The 19,639-nt window shown below is 62.7% G+C and carries 20 protein-coding genes, 1 other RNA gene and 2 pseudogenes; 12 read left to right on the forward strand and 11 right to left on the reverse strand.

Features of this window, described 5'->3' with window-relative positions; all coding sequences use genetic code 11:
• Positions 1 to 41: 41 nt before the first annotated feature.
• Genes modC through modA form a run of 3 tightly spaced genes read right to left on the reverse strand, consistent with a single transcriptional unit; the run spans position 42 to position 2,664 of the window.
• Positions 42 to 1,154: a molybdenum ABC transporter ATP-binding protein gene (modC, locus tag NKI64_RS11395; protein ID WP_352668018.1), complete on the reverse strand. Its 1,113-nt coding sequence runs from the start codon at positions 1,152 to 1,154 to the stop codon at positions 42 to 44.
• A complete protein-coding gene (gene modB, locus NKI64_RS11400; RefSeq protein ID WP_023668326.1) occupies positions 1,151 to 1,855 on the reverse strand; it encodes a molybdate ABC transporter permease subunit in 705 nt (234 codons plus the stop codon). Before modB ends, modC begins: the two co-directional genes overlap by 4 nt.
• A 14-nt stretch (positions 1,856 to 1,869) precedes the next feature.
• Positions 1,870 to 2,664, reverse strand: a complete 795-nt coding sequence (modA, locus tag NKI64_RS11405; protein ID WP_155927182.1) for a molybdate ABC transporter substrate-binding protein — start codon at positions 2,662 to 2,664, stop codon at positions 1,870 to 1,872.
• A gap of 159 nt (positions 2,665 to 2,823) precedes the next feature.
• On the opposite strand from modA, the pseudogene NKI64_RS11410 reads away from it, so the two are divergent.
• Positions 2,824 to 3,021, forward strand: a pseudogene (locus NKI64_RS11410) (TOBE domain-containing protein).
• 28 nt (positions 3,022 to 3,049) lie between these two features.
• Here the strand turns inward: NKI64_RS11410 and NKI64_RS11415 are convergent.
• A complete protein-coding gene (locus NKI64_RS11415) occupies positions 3,050 to 3,844 on the reverse strand; it encodes a thymidylate synthase (RefSeq protein ID WP_023714748.1) in 795 nt (264 codons plus the stop codon).
• A gap of 365 nt (positions 3,845 to 4,209) precedes the next feature.
• Positions 4,210 to 4,521: a DUF2853 family protein gene (locus NKI64_RS11420; protein ID WP_023668323.1), complete on the reverse strand. Its 312-nt coding sequence runs from the start codon at positions 4,519 to 4,521 to the stop codon at positions 4,210 to 4,212.
• Positions 4,522 to 4,689: 168 nt separating this feature from the next.
• On the opposite strand from NKI64_RS11420, the gene ssrA reads away from it, so the two are divergent.
• Positions 4,690 to 5,048: a transfer-messenger RNA gene (gene ssrA / locus NKI64_RS11425) on the forward strand.
• 212 nt (positions 5,049 to 5,260) lie between these two features.
• Here the strand turns inward: ssrA and NKI64_RS11430 are convergent.
• Positions 5,261 to 6,466 carry a multidrug effflux MFS transporter gene (locus NKI64_RS11430; protein WP_023682099.1) on the reverse strand — a complete coding sequence of 402 codons (1,206 nt, stop codon included), beginning with the start codon at positions 6,464 to 6,466 and terminating at the stop codon, positions 5,261 to 5,263.
• A gap of 188 nt (positions 6,467 to 6,654) precedes the next feature.
• Here NKI64_RS11430 and NKI64_RS11435 point away from each other — a divergent pair, with 188 nt between their 5' ends.
• The 4 genes from NKI64_RS11435 (at position 6,655) to NKI64_RS11450 (ending at position 8,468) form a co-directional block, all read left to right on the forward strand.
• A complete protein-coding gene (locus NKI64_RS11435; protein WP_023668320.1) occupies positions 6,655 to 7,338 on the forward strand; it encodes a TetR/AcrR family transcriptional regulator in 684 nt (227 codons plus the stop codon).
• A gap of 130 nt (positions 7,339 to 7,468) precedes the next feature.
• A complete protein-coding gene (locus NKI64_RS11440; protein WP_023667419.1) occupies positions 7,469 to 8,014 on the forward strand; it encodes an SspB family protein in 546 nt (181 codons plus the stop codon).
• An 18-nt stretch (positions 8,015 to 8,032) separates the two neighbouring features.
• Entirely contained in the window at positions 8,033 to 8,227 is a 195-nt protein-coding gene (locus NKI64_RS11445; RefSeq protein WP_023699586.1) for a DUF4169 family protein, read from the forward strand.
• Positions 8,228 to 8,240: 13 nt separating this feature from the next.
• Entirely contained in the window at positions 8,241 to 8,468 is a 228-nt protein-coding gene (locus NKI64_RS11450; RefSeq protein WP_023714750.1) for a ribbon-helix-helix domain-containing protein, read from the forward strand.
• Here the strand turns inward: NKI64_RS11450 and NKI64_RS11455 are convergent.
• From NKI64_RS11455 to NKI64_RS11470, 4 genes and pseudogenes are all read right to left on the reverse strand, one after another.
• Positions 8,465 to 9,099: pseudogene (locus tag NKI64_RS11455) on the reverse strand (CBS domain-containing protein); the annotation flags it as partial. The gene NKI64_RS11450 and the pseudogene NKI64_RS11455 sit on opposite strands and share 4 nt — an antisense overlap.
• A 153-nt stretch (positions 9,100 to 9,252) precedes the next feature.
• Positions 9,253 to 13,206 (reverse strand): AsmA family protein, encoded by a 3,954-nt coding sequence (locus tag NKI64_RS11460; protein ID WP_352668022.1) that lies wholly within the window; start codon positions 13,204 to 13,206, stop codon positions 9,253 to 9,255.
• 157 nt (positions 13,207 to 13,363) lie between these two features.
• Entirely contained in the window at positions 13,364 to 13,843 is a 480-nt protein-coding gene (locus NKI64_RS11465; protein WP_023667425.1) for a hypothetical protein, read from the reverse strand.
• A gap of 20 nt (positions 13,844 to 13,863) precedes the next feature.
• Positions 13,864 to 15,273, reverse strand: a complete 1,410-nt coding sequence (locus tag NKI64_RS11470; RefSeq protein WP_023725338.1) for an FAD-binding oxidoreductase — start codon at positions 15,271 to 15,273, stop codon at positions 13,864 to 13,866.
• 102 nt (positions 15,274 to 15,375) lie between these two features.
• Here NKI64_RS11470 and NKI64_RS11475 point away from each other — a divergent pair, with 102 nt between their 5' ends.
• The 5 genes from NKI64_RS11475 (at position 15,376) to NKI64_RS11495 (ending at position 18,060) form a co-directional block, all read left to right on the forward strand.
• Positions 15,376 to 15,861: a thioesterase family protein gene (locus NKI64_RS11475; protein ID WP_023699589.1), complete on the forward strand. Its 486-nt coding sequence runs from the start codon at positions 15,376 to 15,378 to the stop codon at positions 15,859 to 15,861.
• A gap of 146 nt (positions 15,862 to 16,007) precedes the next feature.
• Positions 16,008 to 16,205 carry a hypothetical protein gene (locus tag NKI64_RS11480; protein ID WP_013531006.1) on the forward strand — a complete coding sequence of 66 codons (198 nt, stop codon included), beginning with the start codon at positions 16,008 to 16,010 and terminating at the stop codon, positions 16,203 to 16,205.
• Positions 16,192 to 16,410, forward strand: coding sequence for a hypothetical protein (locus tag NKI64_RS11485; RefSeq protein WP_155929625.1), 219 nt, complete (start codon positions 16,192 to 16,194; stop codon positions 16,408 to 16,410). Before NKI64_RS11480 ends, NKI64_RS11485 begins: the two co-directional genes overlap by 14 nt.
• Positions 16,411 to 16,465: 55 nt before the next feature.
• Complete coding sequence (locus NKI64_RS11490) at positions 16,466 to 17,614, forward strand: histidine kinase dimerization/phosphoacceptor domain -containing protein (RefSeq protein ID WP_023753522.1); 1,149 nt, start codon at positions 16,466 to 16,468, stop codon at positions 17,612 to 17,614.
• Positions 17,611 to 18,060 (forward strand): response regulator, encoded by a 450-nt coding sequence (locus NKI64_RS11495; RefSeq protein WP_023668313.1) that lies wholly within the window; start codon positions 17,611 to 17,613, stop codon positions 18,058 to 18,060. The genes NKI64_RS11490 and NKI64_RS11495 overlap by 4 nt, the downstream gene beginning before the upstream one ends.
• A 3-nt stretch (positions 18,061 to 18,063) precedes the next feature.
• Here NKI64_RS11495 and NKI64_RS11500 read toward each other — a convergent pair whose 3' ends face one another.
• Entirely contained in the window at positions 18,064 to 18,969 is a 906-nt protein-coding gene (locus NKI64_RS11500) for a dienelactone hydrolase family protein (protein WP_023682108.1), read from the reverse strand.
• Positions 18,970 to 19,104: 135 nt separating this feature from the next.
• Here NKI64_RS11500 and NKI64_RS11505 point away from each other — a divergent pair, with 135 nt between their 5' ends.
• Positions 19,105 to 19,617 carry a hypothetical protein gene (locus NKI64_RS11505; RefSeq protein WP_352668027.1) on the forward strand — a complete coding sequence of 171 codons (513 nt, stop codon included), beginning with the start codon at positions 19,105 to 19,107 and terminating at the stop codon, positions 19,615 to 19,617.
• Positions 19,618 to 19,639 lie beyond the last annotated feature (22 nt).

A 19,639-nucleotide genomic window follows, 5' to 3' on the forward strand; every position in this document is an offset into this window, starting at 1 on the left:
CTCTCGACCCATAGCGCTATTCCAAAACGATATAGCGGTTATCAGCCATCCGCTTCGGCCGGCAGCCCGGCGCCGGTGTTGGCACGGTCGAAACTGACCGTCTTGATCACCGCGAAGACCTTGCCGCCGAGTTGAAGGTTCAGTACCTGCCTGGATTGTTCGGTAATGCGCGCAAGCACGGTTTCGCCATTGCAGTCGATGCCGATTTCGACCGTCGGCCCCTCGCCCGAGCCGATTGCGACGATGGCGCCCGGCAGGATGTTGAGCGCACTGAGACCTTTCGGCTGTTCGGTGGCGATCATCACGTCGCGGGCGCGGATTCGGATGCGCACAGGCGCGCCGACCGAGACCGCCAATTGCGGCACCCGGATTTCGCCCGCCGCCGAGCCGAGCACGGTCATCCCGAAGATCTCATCATGGCGCAGCACCTTGGTGTCGAGAACCGCGCCGCCCTCGCCGCGTTCCTCGGCCGGCAGCAATTCGAGCCGTTGCATGATCGCGCCGGTCGGGCCTGAGGCAGCGACCTTGCCTTGCGCCATCACCACCACGTCGCTGGCCAGCCGCGCCACCTCGGCGACGGAATGGCTGACATAGACGATGGGCAGCTTGGTCTCGTCGCGCAGCCGCTCGATATAGGGCAGGATCTCGGCTTTGCGCGCATCGTCGAGCGAGGCCAGCGGCTCGTCCATCAACAGCAGTTTCGGGCTGGCAAGCAGCGCCCGGCCGATCGCCACGCGCTGCTTCTCGCCGCCCGACAGCTTTGCCGGTCGCCGGTCGAGCAGTGGACCGATGCCGAGCAGTTCGACGACCGCGTCGATATCCGCATAGCGCTCCGCCGGCGGCGTGAACCAGCGGCCGTAGCGCAGATTGCCGGCCACGCTCATATGCGGAAACAGCCGCGCGTCCTGGAACACGATGCCGATCCGGCGCTTGTGCTTCGGCACGAAAATGCCGGCATCGGTGTCGACCAGCACACGGCCGTCGACCGCGATACGGCCCTTGGTCGGCCGGATCAGGCCGGCGATCACGTTGATCAGCGTCGTCTTGCCGGAGCCCGAGGGCCCGAACAGCGCCGTCAGCCGCCCGGCGCTTTCGAAATGCGCGTCGATGGCGAAATCGCCGAGCCGATGGCTGATGTCCACCAGCACACTCATTCGATGTCCATCCGCCGGCCGACGCGCCGCGCCAGCACTTCCGAGGCTACCAATGCGGCCATCGAGATGACGATGGAGATCAGCGTCAGCCTGAGCGCCCCGTCATCGCCGCCAGGCACCTGCGTGAAGGTGTAGATCGCCGAAGGCAGCGTCTGCGTCTCGTTGGGAATGTTGGAGACGAAGGTGATGGTGGCGCCGAACTCGCCCATCGCCTTGGCGAAGGACAGGATCGAGCCGGCGATCAGCCCGGGCAGGATCAGCGGCAGCGTGATGGTGGCGAAGACCCAAACCGGGTTGGCGCCGAGCGTTCCCGCCGCTGCCTCCATTTTGCGGTCGACCGCCTCGATCGACAGCCGGATCGCCCGCACCATCAGGGGAAAGCCCATGATACCGCAGGCCAGTGCGGCGCCGGTCCAGCGAAACGAGAAGACGATGCCGAAATGCTCGGCCAGGAACGCTCCCGCCGGCCCGCGCCGGCCGAAGGTAAGCAGCAAGAGATAACCTGTCACCACCGGCGGCAGGATCAACGGCAGGTGAACCACACCGTTGAGCAGCGTCTTGCCCCAGAATTTTCCGCGGGCCAGCAAAAGCGCCATCAAGATGCCCGGCGGCAGGCTGAACAGCATCGCCACCGTCGCCACCTTGATCGACAGCCGGACCGCATTCCATTCGTCGGGAGTGAGGTCCAGCAGCCAGTTCATACTCAGCCGCTACCTTAATTGCTCGGCGTGAGCACGGTGAAACCCTGATCCCTAAACAGTTCCGCCGCCTTGGCGGACTGCAGGCACTTCAGGAAGGCCGGCGTATCCTTGTCCTTCGAATCGGTGGTCTCGGCAACCGGATAGATGATCGGCGGGTGCGAATCCTCCGGGAAGGTGCCGACCACCTTGACTCCCTTGTCGGCATGCGCGTCGGTGGCATAGACGATGCCGAGCGCGGCCTCGCCCGTTGAAACCAGCTTGAGCGCGGCGCGCACATTCTCGGCCTGCGCCACCTTGCCTTCGACCGACGACCAGACGCCGAGCGATTCAAGTGCCGCCTTGCCGTATTTGCCGGCCGGCACCGCCTTGACGTCGCCCATGGCAAGCCTGCCGTCGCCAACCAGCTTGGCCAGGTCGAAGCCTTTCTCGATCCTGGTCTCAACCTTGGAATCCTGTGGCGCCACCAGCACGATCTGGTTGCCGAGCAGTTTCACCTCGGTTTCCGGCTTGGTCAGTCTCTTGTCGGAGAGGTACTTCATCCAGTCGAGATCGGCCGAAATGAACACATCGGCGGGCGCCCCGCTTTCGATCTGCTTGGCCAGCGCCGAGCTCGCGGCGTAGGAGACGGTCGCCGCTTCACCGACATCGGCTTCGCAGGCCTTGGTGACGGCGTCGAGCCCGTCCTTGAGGCTGGCTGCGGCAAACACGATCACCTTGTCTCCCGCGTGAGCCGCCGGCATCACGGCCATCAGAGCTACGGCAAAGCCGCCAATCGCGATTGCCCTCATACCAAAACCTTTGTGCCCCAACATGAAAACTCTCCCTGGGCTTGAAATCTGCTGGCTCGACTCCTGCCGACCGATATATCTGGATGAATATAACAAGGGAAGGCCGCCTCCTGCGAAAGCGTATGTTCGGCATCGATTGTTCTGGTTTGGACGTGCACCGAAACCCGGAAAGGAACTCCGATGAAGATCAGCGCCCGCAACATCCTCAAGGGAACGATCGTCGAGATCGTCAAAGCACCTCGCCTGTCCGCGGTGATGTCGCCGGCTCCGTCGTCACGCTTCGATCACCAACGAGGCCGTTGCCGATCTCAAGCTCGAAAAAGGCAAGCAGCCTATACCATGATCAAGGCAACCGACGTCATGGTCGACATCGATTGAGGGTCGGAATTGATTGACGGTGGACGGATCAGACCGCGATCGGCGCCTTGATCGAAGCGTCGGCAAAATAGTTTTCCAGCCGGAAATCCTCGAAGCGGAAGGCGAACAGGTCCTTCACCTCCGGATTGATCCACAGCGTCGGCAGCGCCTTGGGTGTGCGCCGCAATTGCTCGCGCGCCTGCTCGAAATGGTTGGAATAGAGATGCGCATCGCCCAGCGTATGGACGAACTCGCCGGGCTTCAGCCCGGTCACCTGCGCCACCATCAGGGTCAGCAGCGCGTAGGAAGCGATGTTGAAGGGTACGCCGAGAAAAATGTCGGCCGAGCGCTGGTAGAGCTGGCAGGACAGCTTGCCGTCCGAGACGTAGAACTGGAACAGGCAGTGGCAGGGCGGCAGCGCCATCGCCTCCACTTCGGCCGGGTTCCACGCCGAAACGATCAGCCGGCGTGAATTCGGATTCCTGCGTATCTCCTTCAGAACATTGGCAATCTGGTCGATCGACCCGCCATGGCCATCCGGCCAGGAGCGCCACTGCTTGCCATAGACCGGGCCGAGATCGCCATTCTCGTCGGCCCATTCGTTCCAGATCGAAACGCCATGATCTCTAAGGTATTTGATGTTGGTGTCGCCGGCCAGGAACCACAGGAGTTCATGGATGATCGACTTCAGATGCAGCTTCTTGGTGGTGGTGACGGGAAAGCCGCGCGACAGGTCGAAGCGCATCTGGTACCCGAATACCCCACGCGTGCCGGTGCCCGTGCGGTCGCCACGGTCGGCGCCATTGTCCAGCACATGCTGCAAAAGGTCGAGATACTGGCGCATCGGCTTCGCCTCGATTCGGGATTACCGCCATCATAACCGACTGGCCGCCGGCCGAACACAGCAAAAGGACCAGAACGCGGCTTGCCCCATCACTCTTCAAGGGTTAGCGCTGCCCCTCACCTGCCTGCCGGCATCCTCTCCCCGTATAGGGACGGGGAGAGGGGCGCTGTGATCAGCGGTTTCGCCAATCACAAGCGTTCGAGAGAGAGAGAGAGAGAGAGAGAGAGAGAGAGAGCCAAGGCTGCGGTCAGCCCTATCTCCCCGTCACTATACGGGGAGAAATGCCCGGCAGGGCAATGAGGGGCGGTGCTGATCTCCGGTGAGGAGCAAAATCAAACGCGCGCTCTGCCTATCGGCAATAATCTCTACAAAGAGCCGAGCTTGCCCAGATCCTTGGCGACCAGATAGTAGAAAGTCACGCGGCTCTTGGAGCTGTCGGCGGCCAACGCCTTGCAGGTCTTCTCGATCGCAGAGTCGGCTTTCGCCCCGTCGGTCACGCCGAGTTTCTTGGCAACCCAGTTGGTCTTGACGCGCTCCAATTCCTTGGGGTCGGTGCAGGATACCAGCGAGGAATCGCGGTTGCGCAGCGCGATGCCCAGATGTTTCACAATCTTGGCAACCACATCGGCATTTGCGGCGGCGTCGTATTTCTTCACGTCTGCGAGATAATCGGCCATCAAATTTCCCCATGTCGGCGCCACGGGATCCGATCGATGAGGGCTGTGGCGCGCTGCCGCAACTTGTGCGCTATGTCGATGCTCCTCACCATCGCAAAGCTTCGGTTGAGACCGCGCGCGAGTCAACCCTCGGCGCCGCAGTTTGGTGCGGCCAAGAAGTGTCATTGCGGCCTTTCATTTTGTGCGCCGCCCCCCTATATTCGTTTTGTCGGCTTGACCGACTATGGCGATAAATGGGCGATGTAATAAGCCGTTCGGACCCGGGGGCGGTACCCGGCGCCTCCACCAAGAACCGCTCTGTGATCAGAGCGGCTGTTGCTGGGGGCGAAATAGGATCGACGAAGGTGTAAAGATCGTACTTTTGCCCGGCATGGTACCACCGTCATCGGGCTAAACCTGTAGTTGCAAATGACAACTATGCGGAAGCACGTCTCGCCGCGTAAGCGGTGCGATAGCTTCAAATCAAGCCCTAGAGGTTCGCACTTGTAGGCGGGGTTCGGAGGTACCTGGCAACAGAAACCTCCACTTCTCCCCTCCTCGATATCGTAGGCGCAATGCCGGCTGCCGCTGGCCGGATTTCGCATGACGATGGGACGCGAAGCCTACACCAAATTGAGCCATGAGCTGGTGCAATTTGCCGCTGGCGTCGGTCGAAGGCCGTGGTTCTGGCCGGGGCCGGATTACCCCAGACGTGAAAAAGGCCGGGATGACCCGGCCTTTCCGGTCGATTGCGGTCAGCTTACTCGGCCGGCGCTTCAACGGCTTCGCGCGAGCGGCCGAGCGTCAGTTTGGCCAGCGTGAACGAGATTACGGCGCAGAGCGTGATGCCGGCCACCATGGGCAGCGGGGTGCCGTCGAAGAAGATGCCGGCGACGCCCATCGCCAGCGCACCGATGGCGAAGTGCAGCGTGCCCATCAGCGCCGAGGCCGTGCCGGCGATCTCGCCATGCTCTTCCATGGCCAGCACCGACGTCGTCGGGATGACCAGGCCGAGGAAGCCGTAGCCGACGAACAGCAGTGCCGCCATCACATCGAGCCGGTCGACGCCGGTCGCCATGACTGCGAACAGCACCACCATCGTCGTGGCATAGCCGGTCACCGCCACCCAGACGACGCGCTTCAGCCCGAAGCGCTCCGACAGCATCCCCGTCAGTTGCGACATGCCGATGAAGGCCACCGCATTGATCGAGAAGAACACGCTGTAGACGGAAGGCGACAGCCCGTAATGGTCGATCAGGATGAAGGACGAACTCGAGAGGTAGACGAAGAAGCTGGCGATGCCGAAGCCGGCGATCGCCACCAGGCCGAGGAAATTGCGGTCACCCATGAGGAAGCGATAGCCGGCGAGTGCGGTTCCGAAGGAGGAACCGACGCGTTCTTCCGCCGGCCGCGTCTCCTTCAGCGAGGTCGCCAGCAGAATGGTGGCCAGCAGGGCCGCGCCCGTCACCGTCCAGAACACGGCGCGCCAGCCGAAATTCTCGATGATCTGGCTGCCGGTCAGCGGCGCCAGGATCGGCGACACCGAAAACACCAGCATCAGCAGCGACATCAGCTTGGCGGCTTCGGTGCCGGTGTGCAGGTCGCGCACGATGGCGCGCGGCACCGCCATGCCGGCGCTGGCGCCCAGTCCCTGCAGGAAGCGGAAGGCGATCAGCCATTCGATGGTCGGGCTCATGGCCGAACCGATACCGCCGACCATGAACAGCGCAAGGCCGCCGTAAAGCGGCAGCTTGCGGCCGACCATGTCGGAGATCGGTCCGACGACGATCTGGCCGAAGCCCATCGACAGGAAGAAGATCAAAAGGCTCATCTGAACGGCGGCGGTGCCGGCATGCAGATCTTCGCCGATCGAAGGCAACGCCGGCAGATACATGTCGATGGCGAAGGGGCCGATAGCGGACAACAGGCCGAGCACGACCGCGATGCGGAGGAATTTGGGACTCATGATAAAGGCTTCTTTCAAGTCTGGTTGGCGCCGCCAACGCGACGACTAACCCTAGGACGTTCCATCCCTTTGAAATCCGACGGCTCAGAGCGAGATTATTCGTCTCTACGGAGCGAATTCCCCATTTATTGTGTCCACAAATTTAGACAGCCTTGTCTAATTCGTCAATCACCTCTATATAGATTTCTATGAAGCTTGCCGTTTCTCCTGACATTTTCCCGCCACGCGGCCACGAGGCCAAGCGTATGTCGATTATCGATGCGGCGGCTTCGGTCTTTTGCCGGGAAGGCTTTGCCGGCGCGAATATCGACCTGATCGCGGTGGAGGCCGGCGTGTCGCGCCAGACCATCTATAATCACCACCGCGACAAGGAAAAGCTCTTCATGGCTGTGGTGCGCGATCTGACGGAGCGCTGCAATGCCGGCATCTTCGCCACCTTCGCCTCTTTCCCAGACCAGCCGAAGGATCTGGAAGCCGACCTGATTGGCTTTGCCGTGCGCATGAATCAGAACTGCATCTGCAACCGCGACGGACGCTTCCTGCGCAAGCTGATCCAGACCGAAGGCGAGCGCTATCCCGAGCTCTTCGCCGAATGGCGCGACCAGGGGCCGGGCCGGACCTGGCCGGCACTTGCCGCCCGTTTTGCCCGCCTCGCCCATGCCGGCCATCTCGCGGTCGACGATCCCGATGTCGCCGCACGCCAGTTCCTGGCGCTAGCCAACGCCGAACTGCAGACCACCTTCATGCTCGGCGGCATGCCGTCGGAAGATGAAGTGCTGCAATCCGCGACCCACGGCGTGCGCACATTTCTGCGCGCCTTCGGCAAGCGCAGATCAGCGGCAGCGGTGGAAAAACAGCTGGCCAGCGCCTGAACGCCAAAGCAGGCGATCAAATCGTCCGTTACGGGCTTCGCTTCGGCGCATCAGCGATCTATATCCGGTTTACGCCGCGCTCAAGCTTGATTACAGCTATGCGGACGATTCAACGGAACCCGACCAGCACATGGCCGACGACCACATCCGCTACGACATTCTGGCCCAGGAGGCGTTGCGCGGCGTCATGCGCAAGGTCCTGGCCGAAGTCGCGCGCACCGGCCTTCCCGGCAATCATCATTTCTTCATCACATTCCTGACCGGCGCGCCGGGCGTGCGGGTGTCCTCCAGGCTGCGCGAGCGCTATCCCGAACAGATGACCATCGTCATCCAGTTCCAGTATTGGGACCTCAAGGTGACCGATACCGGCTTCGAGGTCGGGCTGTCCTTCTCCGACGTGCCGGAGAAGCTGGAAATCCCGTTCTCGGCCGTACGCGGCTTCTACGACCCATCGGTCAATTTCGAACTCGAATTCGACGTTAAGACCGACGTCCCGGCGGAAGACGATGCAGCCGCCCAGCCGGCTGCCGAGCCTTTGGCTATCGTCTCCGAGAAAAAGCCGAAGGCCGAGAAGAAGGCAGCTGCCACTGAGGCGGAGAAAAAGCCCGCCGTGGCCGATGCCGCCGCCGGCAAGGGCGCCGACGTCGTGTCGCTCGACGCCTTCCGCAAGAAGTAGCGGGACGGACGGCGCGACATGGGCGAAATCGTCAACCTTCGCCAGGTCCGCAAGCAGAAGGCGCGCACCGAAAAGGAAAAGCTCGCCGGCGAGAACCGCGCTCTGCACGGCCGTTCCAAAGCCGAAAGAACTCGTGACCGGCTGACATTGGACAAGGCCGAAAAATTCGTCGCCGGCCACCGCCGCGAACGCCCGGAAGACCAGGGCGATTGATGGACCGCCTGCGGTGAGCCCGGTCGAAAAACGCTCGGTGACCATCCGCGGTCATCGCACCAGCTATTCCCTCGAAAAACCCTTTTACGACGATCTCCTCGCCATCGCCGCCGCGCGCAAGCTGACGCTTGCTGCCCTGGTCGCCGAAATCGACGAAACAAGGCCGCGAGATGCGAATCTGTCGTCGGCCCTCAGGCTCCACGTGCTGGACTGGGCCAAGCGCGGCGCCAGAACTTCTTAGGCCTTTATGACCGCATCCTGTTTCTTGCGGCGGGTGCCAAATCCCAGCAGCGTCGAGCGATCGCGTTCCTCGGCAAGCTTCTTCGACCGGACGCGCATCAGATCTTTCCAGCCGACATAGCCGACCAGCCGCGCGTCCTCGCGCGCGACAACCGGCAGATGCGAGACATTGGCCATCAGCAGCTTGTCGGAAAGACCCTCGAGATACTCGTCCGGATAGGCAAGCGTGAGCTTGCCGCCGTCAAGCAATTCGCCAAGCGTCGTGGTGCGGTGCTTGCCCGAGCGCCTCCAGCGCAGGATCGCCGGCGGATCGATGACGCCAAGCACCTGGCCGTCTTCGCTGACGACGGGAAAGCTCGGATGCCGCGTCTGGGGCGCGGTCAGGAAGGCGGCTGCGCCATGTAGCGTCATCGTCGCCGGCACGCTCTCCACCTGCGCGGTCATGACCTCGCGCACCCTGGTCAGCGCGAAGGGATCGACACGATATTCGCGAACCAGATGATGCCCTCGCCTGGCAATCTTTTCCGTCAGGATCGACCGCTTCATCAACAGCACGGTGACCGCGTGAGCGCCGCGCAAGCGGCGATCAACGGCACCAGCACATGGGTGTTGCCGGTGAGTTCGACCGCAAAGCTTGACCGAACACGCCGAAGACCGTCTTGCCGAATTGTCCGCCGCGCATCTCGATGAGCTCAAGCGCATCGAACCGATGCTGGGACGCCTGCTGACCCGTCACAAGCAATAGTCCGCAAGTCGCGGACCGGTGCCGTCGGCGATGCGGGTGCCTAATTGCCCAGCGACTTCAGCAGATTGTCGACGGAGAACGGATTTGTCCTGGGCTTCGGCGGCGCCGGGGCCGAACCGTCACTGACACCGGGAAGTGAGCGGTCGACCTTCGGCGCCTGCTCCTGAGCCTTGCGCTCGGCCTCCAGCCTGGCTTTTTCCTGCGAAGCGATCCGAGCCTGTTCGGCCTTCTTCCGTTCGTCCTCGGCCTTGGCGGCGTCTTCGGCAGCCTGCTCTTCCGCCTGGGCTTTCGCGTCCGCATCTGCCTTGGCCTTTGCGTCAGCCTCTGCCTGCGCTTTCGCATCGGCATCGGCCTTTGCTTCGGCATCCGCCTTGGCCTTGGCATCCGCTTCGTCCTGTGCCTTCGCATCGGCCTGTGCCTTCGCCTTGGCGTCGGCCTCGGCTTTGAGCCGTGCCGCTTCCTCCTGCTTGCGCAATTCCTCGGCGGCGTTGTCGCGCTCGGTCTGCAGGGCGGCGTAGTAGCGCACCTCGCGCCGCAGCCGCTGCTTCTCGAGCAGTGCGGCCTGCATAGCCTCGACCCGCTGCTGCTCCTTTTCCAGCGCGCGCTGGGTCAAAAATTGCGCCAGCGGCTCGCTGTCGAACTGCTTCTTCAGCGCCCCGAACGGCCCATCGACGCTGAAATTGACCGTCGGATCGGAGCCGATCAGCGCCTCGTCGCCAGGCATGTAGGTGACAGCGCCCTTGGTGGCGACGGTGCCGGTGTTGAGGTCGGCCGTGATGTCGGCAGACAGCGTCGCCGCCTGGTTTTCGAATTTGATCGGTGGTGCCCGCAACGTGCCGCCGGCGACCGTGAAGGCGATGTCGGCATCGCCGGCAGCAAAGCTGCCGTCGCCAGCGATCTCAGGTGCAAAGCCCGCGGTCTTGGCCACGTCGATGTCGCGCCCGATCGCATCGGCCTTGGCAATCAACGCGCCGAAGGCATCGGGATTGACGCCGGCAATGGTGAGGCCTTTCAGCGCCGCCGTGCCCGAGCCGGAGAGTGCGGCAATCATCGCGTCGACCGATTTGCCGCTGGTCGACAGCCCTGTCGAGAAATCGCCGTTGCCACTCAATCCGGCAGCCGGCAGCACAGTCGCCAGGTCGGCGCCGGCAAGCCTCATCTGGCCGGAGAACAGCCCCGTGCCGTCTGTGTTCTTCAACTCGAACAATCCGGTGAGCGCGCCGCCGAGCAGTTTTGCCTTCAGGTCCGAAACGCGGATGCCTTCCTGGTCCAGTTTCAACGACAGCGACGCATCATAGGCTGTCGCCAGCGGTCCGGCGGCAAGCGTCGCCGTCGTCAGATCGAGATCGGCGCTGAACGGCAGGCTGGATTTCTGGCTGAATGGCGCCGTCGGCCAGTTCGCGTTGCTGCTGAGGAACGACTGGTCACCGAACAGCGCAACCGCAATCGGGTCGAGGTCCAGTTCGTCGAGCGCCAGCGCACCGGCAAAATGCGGCAGCCCCTGCTTCGCATCGATGTTGACGTCGCCCGAAATCTCCGACTCGTTGATGGATCCGCTGAGACCGCTCAACACCAGCAGGCCACTGCCGAAATCGGCATCCGCGCTGAGCGAGGTCGAGGTGCCCGTTCCCATGCCCGGCAGGCCGGCGCCGGTCGTCATCAGCCAAGGCTCGATGTCGGAGGCGTCGAGGCCGATCTTGCCCTTGGCGGTGGCGCCTTGCGGCGTCTGAGCAACGGTGCCGTCGAACGTCGCCTTGAAGTCGTCGGCGGCGAAATTGAAGCTCGTCGCCAGGCCGCCGCCGAGCGTGCCTTTCGCCGAAATATCGGTGCTTGCCTGGCCGAGCATGCCGAGCGGCAGCGCCGGCAGGCCGTAGAGCGCCAGCAGCGCCGTGGCGTCGGGATTTTTGGCGTTGAAGGTCAGCGTCACCGGCGCGTCAAGCAACTGGCCTACGGCCCCCTTGCCCGACAGCGACGCCGAAAAGCCCGAACCGCCGGCCTTGCCTTGTCCGCTCACCGCCAGCCCGGTGGTGCCGTCGCCATTGTCGGCGGCGCTCGCCACCAGATCGACGCGCGCGTCCTGGAACAGTTCAGGATAGGCGGCCGTGCGGCCAGCCAGTCCCTTCAGCATCAGATTGTCGGGATAGTGTTGCGCGGCAATGTCGATCAGCGGCTTCAGATCGACGGCGACCACCGAGGCATCGAGCTTGCCGGTCGGGCTTGCGGGAAAATCCTTGATCCGGCCGGTGGCGCTGATCGAGGCGCCGGCAAGGCCGCCAATCGACAGCCGGTCGATTTCGAGCAGCCCGTCGCGGAGCCGGAGCGCGGTATCGACAGTGTCGGCGGTGAGCCCGCCGGCATTGACCGGCCCTGCCTTGATCTGAAAATCGAGGTCACGGTCGGAAAAGCGGTTGGCGCCCTTGTGGCTGACGAAGATCGAGGCGAAGGCCGTCAGCCCGTCGACATCGAGTTCGCCGCCCTCGAGCCGCATCAGCACCGAGGACTTGGCGTCGTCGGGCTGGTTGGAATCGATGCGGCCGGTGAACTTCGACTTGCCGAGGATCAGTTCGAGATCGCTGAACGCCTGGCGCTTCTCCGACAGCTCCACCTTGGCCTTGAAGCCGGCGGCCGGCAGCCGGCGGATCGCCTCGTCGACATCTTTCGACAACCAGGCAGCAAAGCCGGAAGGCTGCGCCACCGCCAGCAGCATGGAGCCGCTGAAACCGAAATGATCTTCGACGCTGAGCATGCCGCTGGCTTCCAGCGTCGTGCGCCCGGGCAAGGTCGCGGCCAGCGATTTCACCGACCAGCCGCCCTCGACCGGCTCGGCCGAGAGATGCACGTCGCGCACCGTGGTGTCGCCGGCCACCACCGCCGGCAGCTTGACCTCGACAGTGCCGGGGATGCTCGGCTTCGGCAGTTCGAGCAGCGCCTGCTCGATTCCGGCAATGCGCTGGTCCAGCGTCAGGCCGACGCCCTTCTCAGCGCCCACCGCCTCGTCCAGTTGCACCTGCGCGCCATTGGCCTCGATGGCGAAGTTCGGCCTAAGGCCGAGATCGACCGAAGCCTTGCCGTCGGCTGTGTAGGGATTGTCGAGCGGCCCGGTCTCGAAGCGGAATTCGTCGACGCCGAGCTTCTGGTGATCAAGCGAGAACTTGCCGTTCAGCCGGAAGCCCGGATCGGGCTTGCCGGCGCTGACCTTGCCCGTATTGATCTCGACAACCTCACCATCGCTGCCGCGCAGCGTAGCCGAATTCTTGTCGTTGCCGGAAATCTTGAACTGGCCGGAATAGACGGCAGCCCCATTGACGATGCCTGCATTGCCGTCGGTTTCGATGACCAGTGGATAGGCATCGGGATCGACCTTGAGCCTCAGCCGCATCTGGCCGCTGCCTTCGGCCTTGCCGGTCGAAGCCGCAACCGTCGAACGCAGTCCGTCGAGCAGCAACGTTCCGTCCATGCGCCACGGCCCGGCCAGCGACTTGGCAGAGATGGTCGAATTGATCTCGGAAATCAGATGGCTGCGCCCGCCTGCGGCATGGCGGAGCGCAATTTCTCCCTCCGTCACCGTGAGCTTCTCGATCGAGATCTGGTTGAGATCGAAGGGCGAGGACGGCCGTATCGCCCAGTCGACCGTGCCGTTATCGGCGATGTCGATCGTCGCCTTCGGATGCACCAGCCGCATGTCGAAAATCAGCACTTCGCCGCGCAGGAACGGCGCCAGTTCCGCGTCCATCGAAAAGGTCTCGACGGTCATTGCCGGCTGGCCGCCGGGGCCGCCGGCGACCGTGACGTTTGAGAAGGTCACCGAGGGGAACGGCAACAGCCGCGCCGTGGCGTCGCCTTGCACCGTCACCTTGCGGCCGAGAATGGCGCTCGCCTCGCGCTCGAATTGGGCGCGGTACCCGGTCCAATCGACAAAATACGGCACCACCAGCGCCGCAACCAGCACCAGCACAAACAAGCCACCGAAGATCACGAACAGGCGTGCGAGCATCAGCTCCGAACGGGTTGATTGAAAGTCAGCCGCACTCTACCCGCATCAGCGTGTCGATAAAGAGGCAATTCATCCAGAGTTGCTTGATCTCTGATGTATCTGGAAGAGCAGAGATTTTTGGACGCCTTTGACCGCGGTCCGGCCTGTGCGCAAGAGACTATCCTGCCATGGCCCGTCGGCGATATTCGTTCAGCAGCACCACCATCTCCTCGGGCGACAATGTCCAGCCCTGCGGTAATGCGGCTTCGGCGCCGAGGCTTTTGGTCACGCTGCCCATGACGGAGCTTTTCTTGACCCCCGGTGCGAAATTGTACCCGATCATATCGCCTATCCTGCGCCGGCGATGGACGACGAAGAAGCTTTCGATATTCTTCCAGGGGACCAGGTTGGGCGATCGAACAAGGCCTCCGCCGAGACTGAAACCTTGTCCGTTCAGCACCAGAATCTGCGGCCGCACAAGCTGCCAGGCAAACACCAACGCGACCAGCCCGAAAAAGGCCACGCACCACCAAAGGCCGGCGGTGTCGCCGTCCTCGGAGACATAAATCAGGAAAGCGCAGGCCAGGACAAAGAAGAGGCTGGCCGACAGCAGTAACAGTGTCTTGCCAAGCGATGCCCTTATAATCAGGGTATCCATTGCCGCTCCTCACATTTCGGCTATGCAGGTAATATCTTGCCCGGGTTCATGATGTCTTGCGGGTCGAGCGCTTTTTTTATGGAGCGCATGATGTCGACACCATGGCCGAGCTCATGGCGCAGGAAGCCGATCTTGCCCTGGCCGATGCCGTGTTCGCCGGTGCAGGTGCCGTCCATGGCGATCGCCCGCATGTTCAGCCGCGAGACGAATTTCTCCGCCAGCGCGATCTCTTTGGGGTCGTTGACGTCCATCAGCACCAGCACATGGAAATTGCCGTCGCCGGCATGGCCGACGATCGGCGCAACCAGGCCCATCTCGGCAATGTCGGCCTCGGTTTCGGCAACGCATTCGGCCAGCCGCGAGATCGGCACGCAGACATCGGTCGAAAGGCCCTTGGCGCCCGGCCGTAGCGTCAGCGACGCCCAATAAGCATCGTGCCTGGCTTTCCAGAGTTTCGTGCGCTCCTCGGCGACGCTGGTCCAAAGGAATGGCCCGCCGCCATTGTCTTCAGCAATGGCACCGAAGGTCTCGGCCTGTTCGGCGACGCCGGCATCGCTGCCGTGGAACTCGACGAACAGGCACGGGCTCTCGGGATAATCGAGCTTCGAGTAATTCTTCATCGCCCGCATCTGCAGTCCATTGACCAGTTCGATCCGCGCCACCGGAATGCCCATCTGGATGGTCGCGATGACCGCGTTGCAGGCCGCCTCGAGGTTTGGAAACGGGCAGACGCCGCCGGAGATCGCCTGCGGAATGCCTTGCAGCTTCAAGGTCAGCGAGGTGATGATGCCGAGCGTGCCTTCCGAGCCGACCAGAAGCCGCGTCAGATCGTAGCCGGCCGAACTCTTTTTCGCCCGCTTGCCGGTCGTCACCGTCTCGCCATCGGCCATGACGGCCGTCAGCGACAGCACGTTTTCACGCATCGTGCCGTAGCGCACCGCATTGGTGCCGGAGGCCCGCGTTGCCGCCATGCCGCCGAGCGAAGCATTGGCGCCGGGATCGATGGGGAAGAACAGGCCGGTATCGCGCAGGTGCCGATTCAAATCCTCGCGCGTTACGCCAGGCTCGACCGTGCAGTCGAGATCCTCGGGGTTGACCGACAGGATGCGGTTCATGCGCGAGGTGTCGACCGAGATGCCGCCACCCGGCGCGTTGGTGTGGCCCTCCAGCGAGGAACCGACGCCGAAGGCGATGACCGGCACGCGGTGCGCGGCGCAGGCACGTACGATCTCCTGCACCTCTTCTGTCGTCTCCGAGAACGCGACACCGTCAGGCGCCTGCGTCGGAATATAGGTGGTGGTATGCGCATGCTGCGAGCGGATCGCCGCGCCTGTCTGGAAGCGTTCGCCGAGCTGCTGCTTGAGAATGCCGAGCACGGCGGCGATGCCTTCCTCGTTGCGTTCGACCGGATTGAGGTCGCTCAGAGCCATGAATTCCTCCGCGAATGGACCAGCGTCCACGCTTGTTATGCGATTATGGATGCGTAGTCTCGACTGCCGCGCTCTGTCCAGCACCAGAACAAGGAACTTTCCATGCCTGTTCCCGCCCCCTTAGTTTCCAAACCGATGGACATCGAGAAGGACTGGATCGACTACAACGGCCATCTCAACATGGCCTATTACAACGTGTTGTTCGACCGCTGCTCGGATGAGGCGTTCGAGGCGATGGGCATGGGGCTGGACTATGTCGAAGAGCGGCGCCTGACCATCTACACGGCCGAAGTCCATGTTTGCTATGTCCAGGAACTGCACCTCGAACACAAGGTCGTCGTATCCTTCCAGCTGATCGATCACGACGACAAGCGGCTGAGGGCCTACCAGGAAATCCGCCATGTCGATGGCTGGCTTGCCGCCACCTCCGAAACCCTGTCGCTGCATGTCGACATGTCCGGGCCGAAAGTCGCGCCCTTCCCCGCCGATGTGCAGGCCAAGGTGGAAGCCATGCGCGCCGCCCATTCTGCACTGCCGATGCCCGAGCGCGCCGGCCGTTCGATCGGTATTCGCCGCAGGACCGCTTGAAGCGCTGCCGCGCCCGCGTTAACCTTACCAAGGTTTTAACGTGAACAAGCCATTTGGGCCATTGAACGACTCAGCTGACCGTTTGAGAACGGTGCCATGCGAGTTGTGACGCGGGCGGCGGGCAACAGGCGGTTCGAGGAACGTGCATGAAAACCGACATCAAGGTCGAGGTGGACAGGCTGGCTGCCGATCCGCGCATCACCGACTATGATTTCTGGCGCTCGTTGAAGAACGTCAACAACGAGATCTTCCACATCGCCAACAACAACGAGCCTATCCCCTTCGACATGATCCGCTGGCGCGCCATCCTGAAGCAGGCGCGCATGAAGCGTGGCCACGCCTGATGTTTCCGCTGTTCTGAGAAAGCCGCCACCGGCGAGCGCCGCCACGGACCATTGCGACCTGATCATTTCCAAAGGTCTGCGCCAGCCCCGCTTTCAGCGAATCGGCTGCATCCGACAACCTTCAAAAACCGTTCATTTCGACAGTTTGCGCAACCGGCGATTCGGTTTCGCAAACGGCTGCCTGCGACAAGAAGATCAAGATTGAACCAATTCCACGTCTAAGCCGTTGTGACCCCTGAAAAACGGCTTGGAGTGAAAGCATGGACTGGAAAAGGACCAGGGAACCGGCCGACGCATGGCACATGACGGACAATCTGCATGCCGAGCACGGCAAGGGCGATCCGTTCGCGGCCGCCATCCGCGCCACCCGCATGTCGATGGTCATCACCGATCCCCGTCAGGCGGACAATCCGATCGTCTTTGCCAATGACGCGTTCCTGCGCCTGACCGGCTACGAGCGCGACGAGGTCATGGGCAAGAACTGCCGCTTCCTGCAGGGGCCAGAGACAGACAAGGCAGCTGTGGCTAGCGTGCGCGACGCGATAGCAGCGGGAACCGATATCGCCATCGATCTGTTGAACTACCGCAAGGACGGCTCGACATTCTGGAATGCGCTCTACATCAGCCCGGTTTCCAACGACAAAGGCGAACTCCTGTTCTTCTTTGCCTCACAGCTCGATGTCTCCGATCGCAAGCGCTCGGAGGATCGCATCACCGCCGACAAGAACCGCTTTGAAAAGGCTGTCAAGGAACGCACGCGCGAGCTTGAGGCCGCCCTTGAGGCGCAGACCACGCTGCTGCACGAGGTCGACCATCGGGTGAAAAACAACCTGCAGATGATCTCCTCGCTGATCATCATGCAAAGCCGGGCAATCAAGGATGAAGCGACAAAGCGATCGCTGGCCACCATGCTGGAGCGCATCGAGGCGCTGAGCACGGTGCATCGCCGTCTCTACCAGTCAAAGGATGTCAGCCGCTTCGATGTCTCGGATTTCGCCAGGGATCTGGTCACCGACCTGCTGACCGCATCCGGACGCGCCGAGATCAAGCCGACGCTGGACCTCGAACCCATCGTCATTCCGGCCGAAAAAGCCACGCCTGTTGCCTTGATGGTCAATGAGCTTGTCACCAACGCGCTGAAGCATGCCTTCAAGGAAAAGCCGGACGGCACCACCGCGGGGCGCATCGGCATCAAGATGAGCCAGCCCGACGGCCACTTCAACATCGAGGTTTCCGATGACGGCGTCGGCATGGCCGAGGCCAGTGGCGATGCTTCTTTCGGCATGCGGCTGATCAAGTCGCTTGCCCGTCAGTTGCATGCCGACATCGAATGGCGCGACGCCGGCCCGGGCACAAAGGTCGTCATCTCGATGCCGAACGAACCGCAGCAGAAAGGGAAGCTGTCATGAACGAACCGCTCAAGGTCCTGATCGTCGAGGATGAGGCGTTGCTGGCGATGGAACTGGAAAGCCTCGTCGAGGAAGCCGGCCACAGCGTTGTGGGTTGGGCGACATCGTTGGCCGAAGCAAGAGGTATGATTGATACCGCCGATGCCGATATTGCCTTTGTCGATATCCACCTCGCCGACGGACCAACCGGGGTCGAGGTTGCCGAGCATATCCGCGAGGGTAACCGTTCCATGGTGGTGTTCATGACCGCCAATCCAAAACGCATCCCCGACCATTTCGCCGGCGCGATCGGCGTCATCGCCAAGCCCTACACGATGAACGGACTGGTGTCGGCGTTGCGCTATCTGCAGGAGGGCGTGCGGCGCCCGCCCCCGGTCTCGGTGCTGCCGGCCGGTTTTACGCTGTCGCCGGCCTATGAAAGCGTATGGGCGTCGTCGGCGGCCTGAAGCCTACGCCAGCTTCTCCTTGAGGAAAGCGATCGTCCGTCCCCAGGCGAGATCGGCTGCCTTCTTGTCGTAGCGCGCGGCCGAGGTGTCGTTGTTGAAGGCATGGTTGACGCCGTCATAGACATAGAGCGTGTATTCGACATGGGCGGCGTCGAGCGCTTTCTTGTAGGCATCGATGCCGGCGTCGATGCGCTCGTCGAGCCCGGCATAGTGCAGCAACAGCGCCGCCTTGATCTTCGCCACATCCTCGGCCTTCGGCTGCATGCCGTAATAGGCGACGCCGACGGCGAGATCGGGCGCGTTGACCGCCAGATTGTTGACCGTGCCGCCGCCCCAGCAGAAGCCGACAGCACCGACCTTGCCGTTGCCGTCCTTCTCGCCCTTGAGATAGGCGATGGTCGCCAGGCCATCGGCGGTGACCTGGCTGGCGTCGAGCTTGGTGAACATGTCGCGCGCCTTGTCTTCGTCAGCGGGCGTGCCGCCGAGCGGCGACAGGAAATCCGGCGCCAGCGCCACGAACCCTTCCAGCGCAACGCGCCGCGCAACATCCTTGATATGCGGGTTGAGCCCCCTGTTCTCATGCACCACGATGACGGTGCCGAGCTTGCCGGACTGGTCCGCCGGCCTGACCAGATAGCCCTTCATCTCACCGCTGCTGCCGGAATAGGTGATATCTTCAGCCTTCACGCGCGGATCGTTGTCGGCGACGATTGCCGCCTGCGCCGAATTCGCCGCAAGCAGCGGCGCGATCGCGGCCGCCGCCGCGCCCGATCCGGCAAGCCTGGTCAGCTGTTCCATGAAGCGGCGGCGGTCGAGCGTCAGATGCGTGTATTCGTCATAGGCATCGATCATCGCCTGGGTGATGGCAGGTTTGGCAGGTTTGACGGCTTCGGCGGTGGGTTTCGTCATGGCGTGCTCCTCGTTAGGAGATGATCTCACGGTCACTCCGGGATGACCTCATGGTCACTCCGGGATGACCTCGCGGTCACTCCGGGATGACTCGCGGATCAAGATAGGGTGCAAGCTCGCACGGTCCAGTCTCGGATGGGTGACGCTTGCGCCATCGAACGATGCGGCCGCCCCGCCGAACGCGCCCATCACATTTTGGTCATTTCAGAGAATGTCGATGGTGCCGCCACAATATGGAAGGAAGCTGATGATGGTCTCGCTCGTAGCGGCGAGCCCGACGAGAAGGAACAACGCCATGACCTTGTCTACTCCGATCCTTGCAAGCGCGCTCGTGCTTGCTGTTGCTGCCTTGCTGGCAATGCGCTCCGCTGCTGCCGCAGCCGCCGCTCGGATGGTGAAGGTCCGCGTCGACCGGCGTCGGCCGGCACCACGCTGATCCAGCAGGCCGAAACAGGGCCGCAGCTAACCAATGAAGTACTGGGCTCCGTGCCCAGCCTCAAAGGCCATCTCTTACGCAAGCTGACCAAGGCTGCTGCTGCCCCTCATCGCCCTGCCGGGCACTTCTCCCCGTATAGTGACGGGGAGAAGGATGCCGTCATCGATGATTTCGCCAATCGCCAGCGTTGCAGGAAAGGGCGCCAACGCTGAAGCTGCCCCTTCTCCCCGTCAC

The organism is Mesorhizobium sp. M0478, from assembly GCF_040321305.1.
Taxonomy (GTDB): Bacteria; Pseudomonadota; Alphaproteobacteria; order Rhizobiales; family Rhizobiaceae; genus Mesorhizobium.

What these genes read in the sequence shown, in the direction of transcription:
- NKI64_RS11465 (WP_023667425.1), bottom strand. Translation starts at nt 13,843, where the DNA reads ATGGATACCCTGATTATAAGGGCATCGCTTGGCAAGACACTGTTACTG.
- NKI64_RS11475 (WP_023699589.1), top strand. Translation starts at nt 15,376, where the DNA reads ATGCCTGTTCCCGCCCCCTTAGTTTCCAAACCGATGGACATCGAGAAG.
- NKI64_RS11430 (WP_023682099.1), bottom strand. Translation starts at nt 6,466, where the DNA reads ATGAGTCCCAAATTCCTCCGCATCGCGGTCGTGCTCGGCCTGTTGTCC.
- NKI64_RS11435 (WP_023668320.1), top strand. Translation starts at nt 6,655, where the DNA reads ATGAAGCTTGCCGTTTCTCCTGACATTTTCCCGCCACGCGGCCACGAG.
- NKI64_RS11480 (WP_013531006.1), top strand. Translation starts at nt 16,008, where the DNA reads ATGAAAACCGACATCAAGGTCGAGGTGGACAGGCTGGCTGCCGATCCG.
- NKI64_RS11415 (WP_023714748.1), bottom strand. Translation starts at nt 3,844, where the DNA reads ATGCGCCAGTATCTCGACCTTTTGCAGCATGTGCTGGACAATGGCGCC.
- NKI64_RS11500 (WP_023682108.1), bottom strand. Translation starts at nt 18,969, where the DNA reads ATGACGAAACCCACCGCCGAAGCCGTCAAACCTGCCAAACCTGCCATC.
- NKI64_RS11505 (WP_352668027.1), top strand. Translation starts at nt 19,105, where the DNA reads ATGGGTGACGCTTGCGCCATCGAACGATGCGGCCGCCCCGCCGAACGC.
- modB (WP_023668326.1), bottom strand. Translation starts at nt 1,855, where the DNA reads ATGAACTGGCTGCTGGACCTCACTCCCGACGAATGGAATGCGGTCCGG.
- NKI64_RS11490 (WP_023753522.1), top strand. Translation starts at nt 16,466, where the DNA reads ATGGACTGGAAAAGGACCAGGGAACCGGCCGACGCATGGCACATGACG.
- NKI64_RS11420 (WP_023668323.1), bottom strand. Translation starts at nt 4,521, where the DNA reads ATGGCCGATTATCTCGCAGACGTGAAGAAATACGACGCCGCCGCAAAT.
- NKI64_RS11495 (WP_023668313.1), top strand. Translation starts at nt 17,611, where the DNA reads ATGAACGAACCGCTCAAGGTCCTGATCGTCGAGGATGAGGCGTTGCTG.
- NKI64_RS11440 (WP_023667419.1), top strand. Translation starts at nt 7,469, where the DNA reads ATGGCCGACGACCACATCCGCTACGACATTCTGGCCCAGGAGGCGTTG.
- NKI64_RS11470 (WP_023725338.1), bottom strand. Translation starts at nt 15,273, where the DNA reads ATGGCTCTGAGCGACCTCAATCCGGTCGAACGCAACGAGGAAGGCATC.
- modC (WP_352668018.1), bottom strand. Translation starts at nt 1,154, where the DNA reads ATGAGTGTGCTGGTGGACATCAGCCATCGGCTCGGCGATTTCGCCATC.
- NKI64_RS11445 (WP_023699586.1), top strand. Translation starts at nt 8,033, where the DNA reads ATGGGCGAAATCGTCAACCTTCGCCAGGTCCGCAAGCAGAAGGCGCGC.
- NKI64_RS11460 (WP_352668022.1), bottom strand. Translation starts at nt 13,206, where the DNA reads ATGCTCGCACGCCTGTTCGTGATCTTCGGTGGCTTGTTTGTGCTGGTG.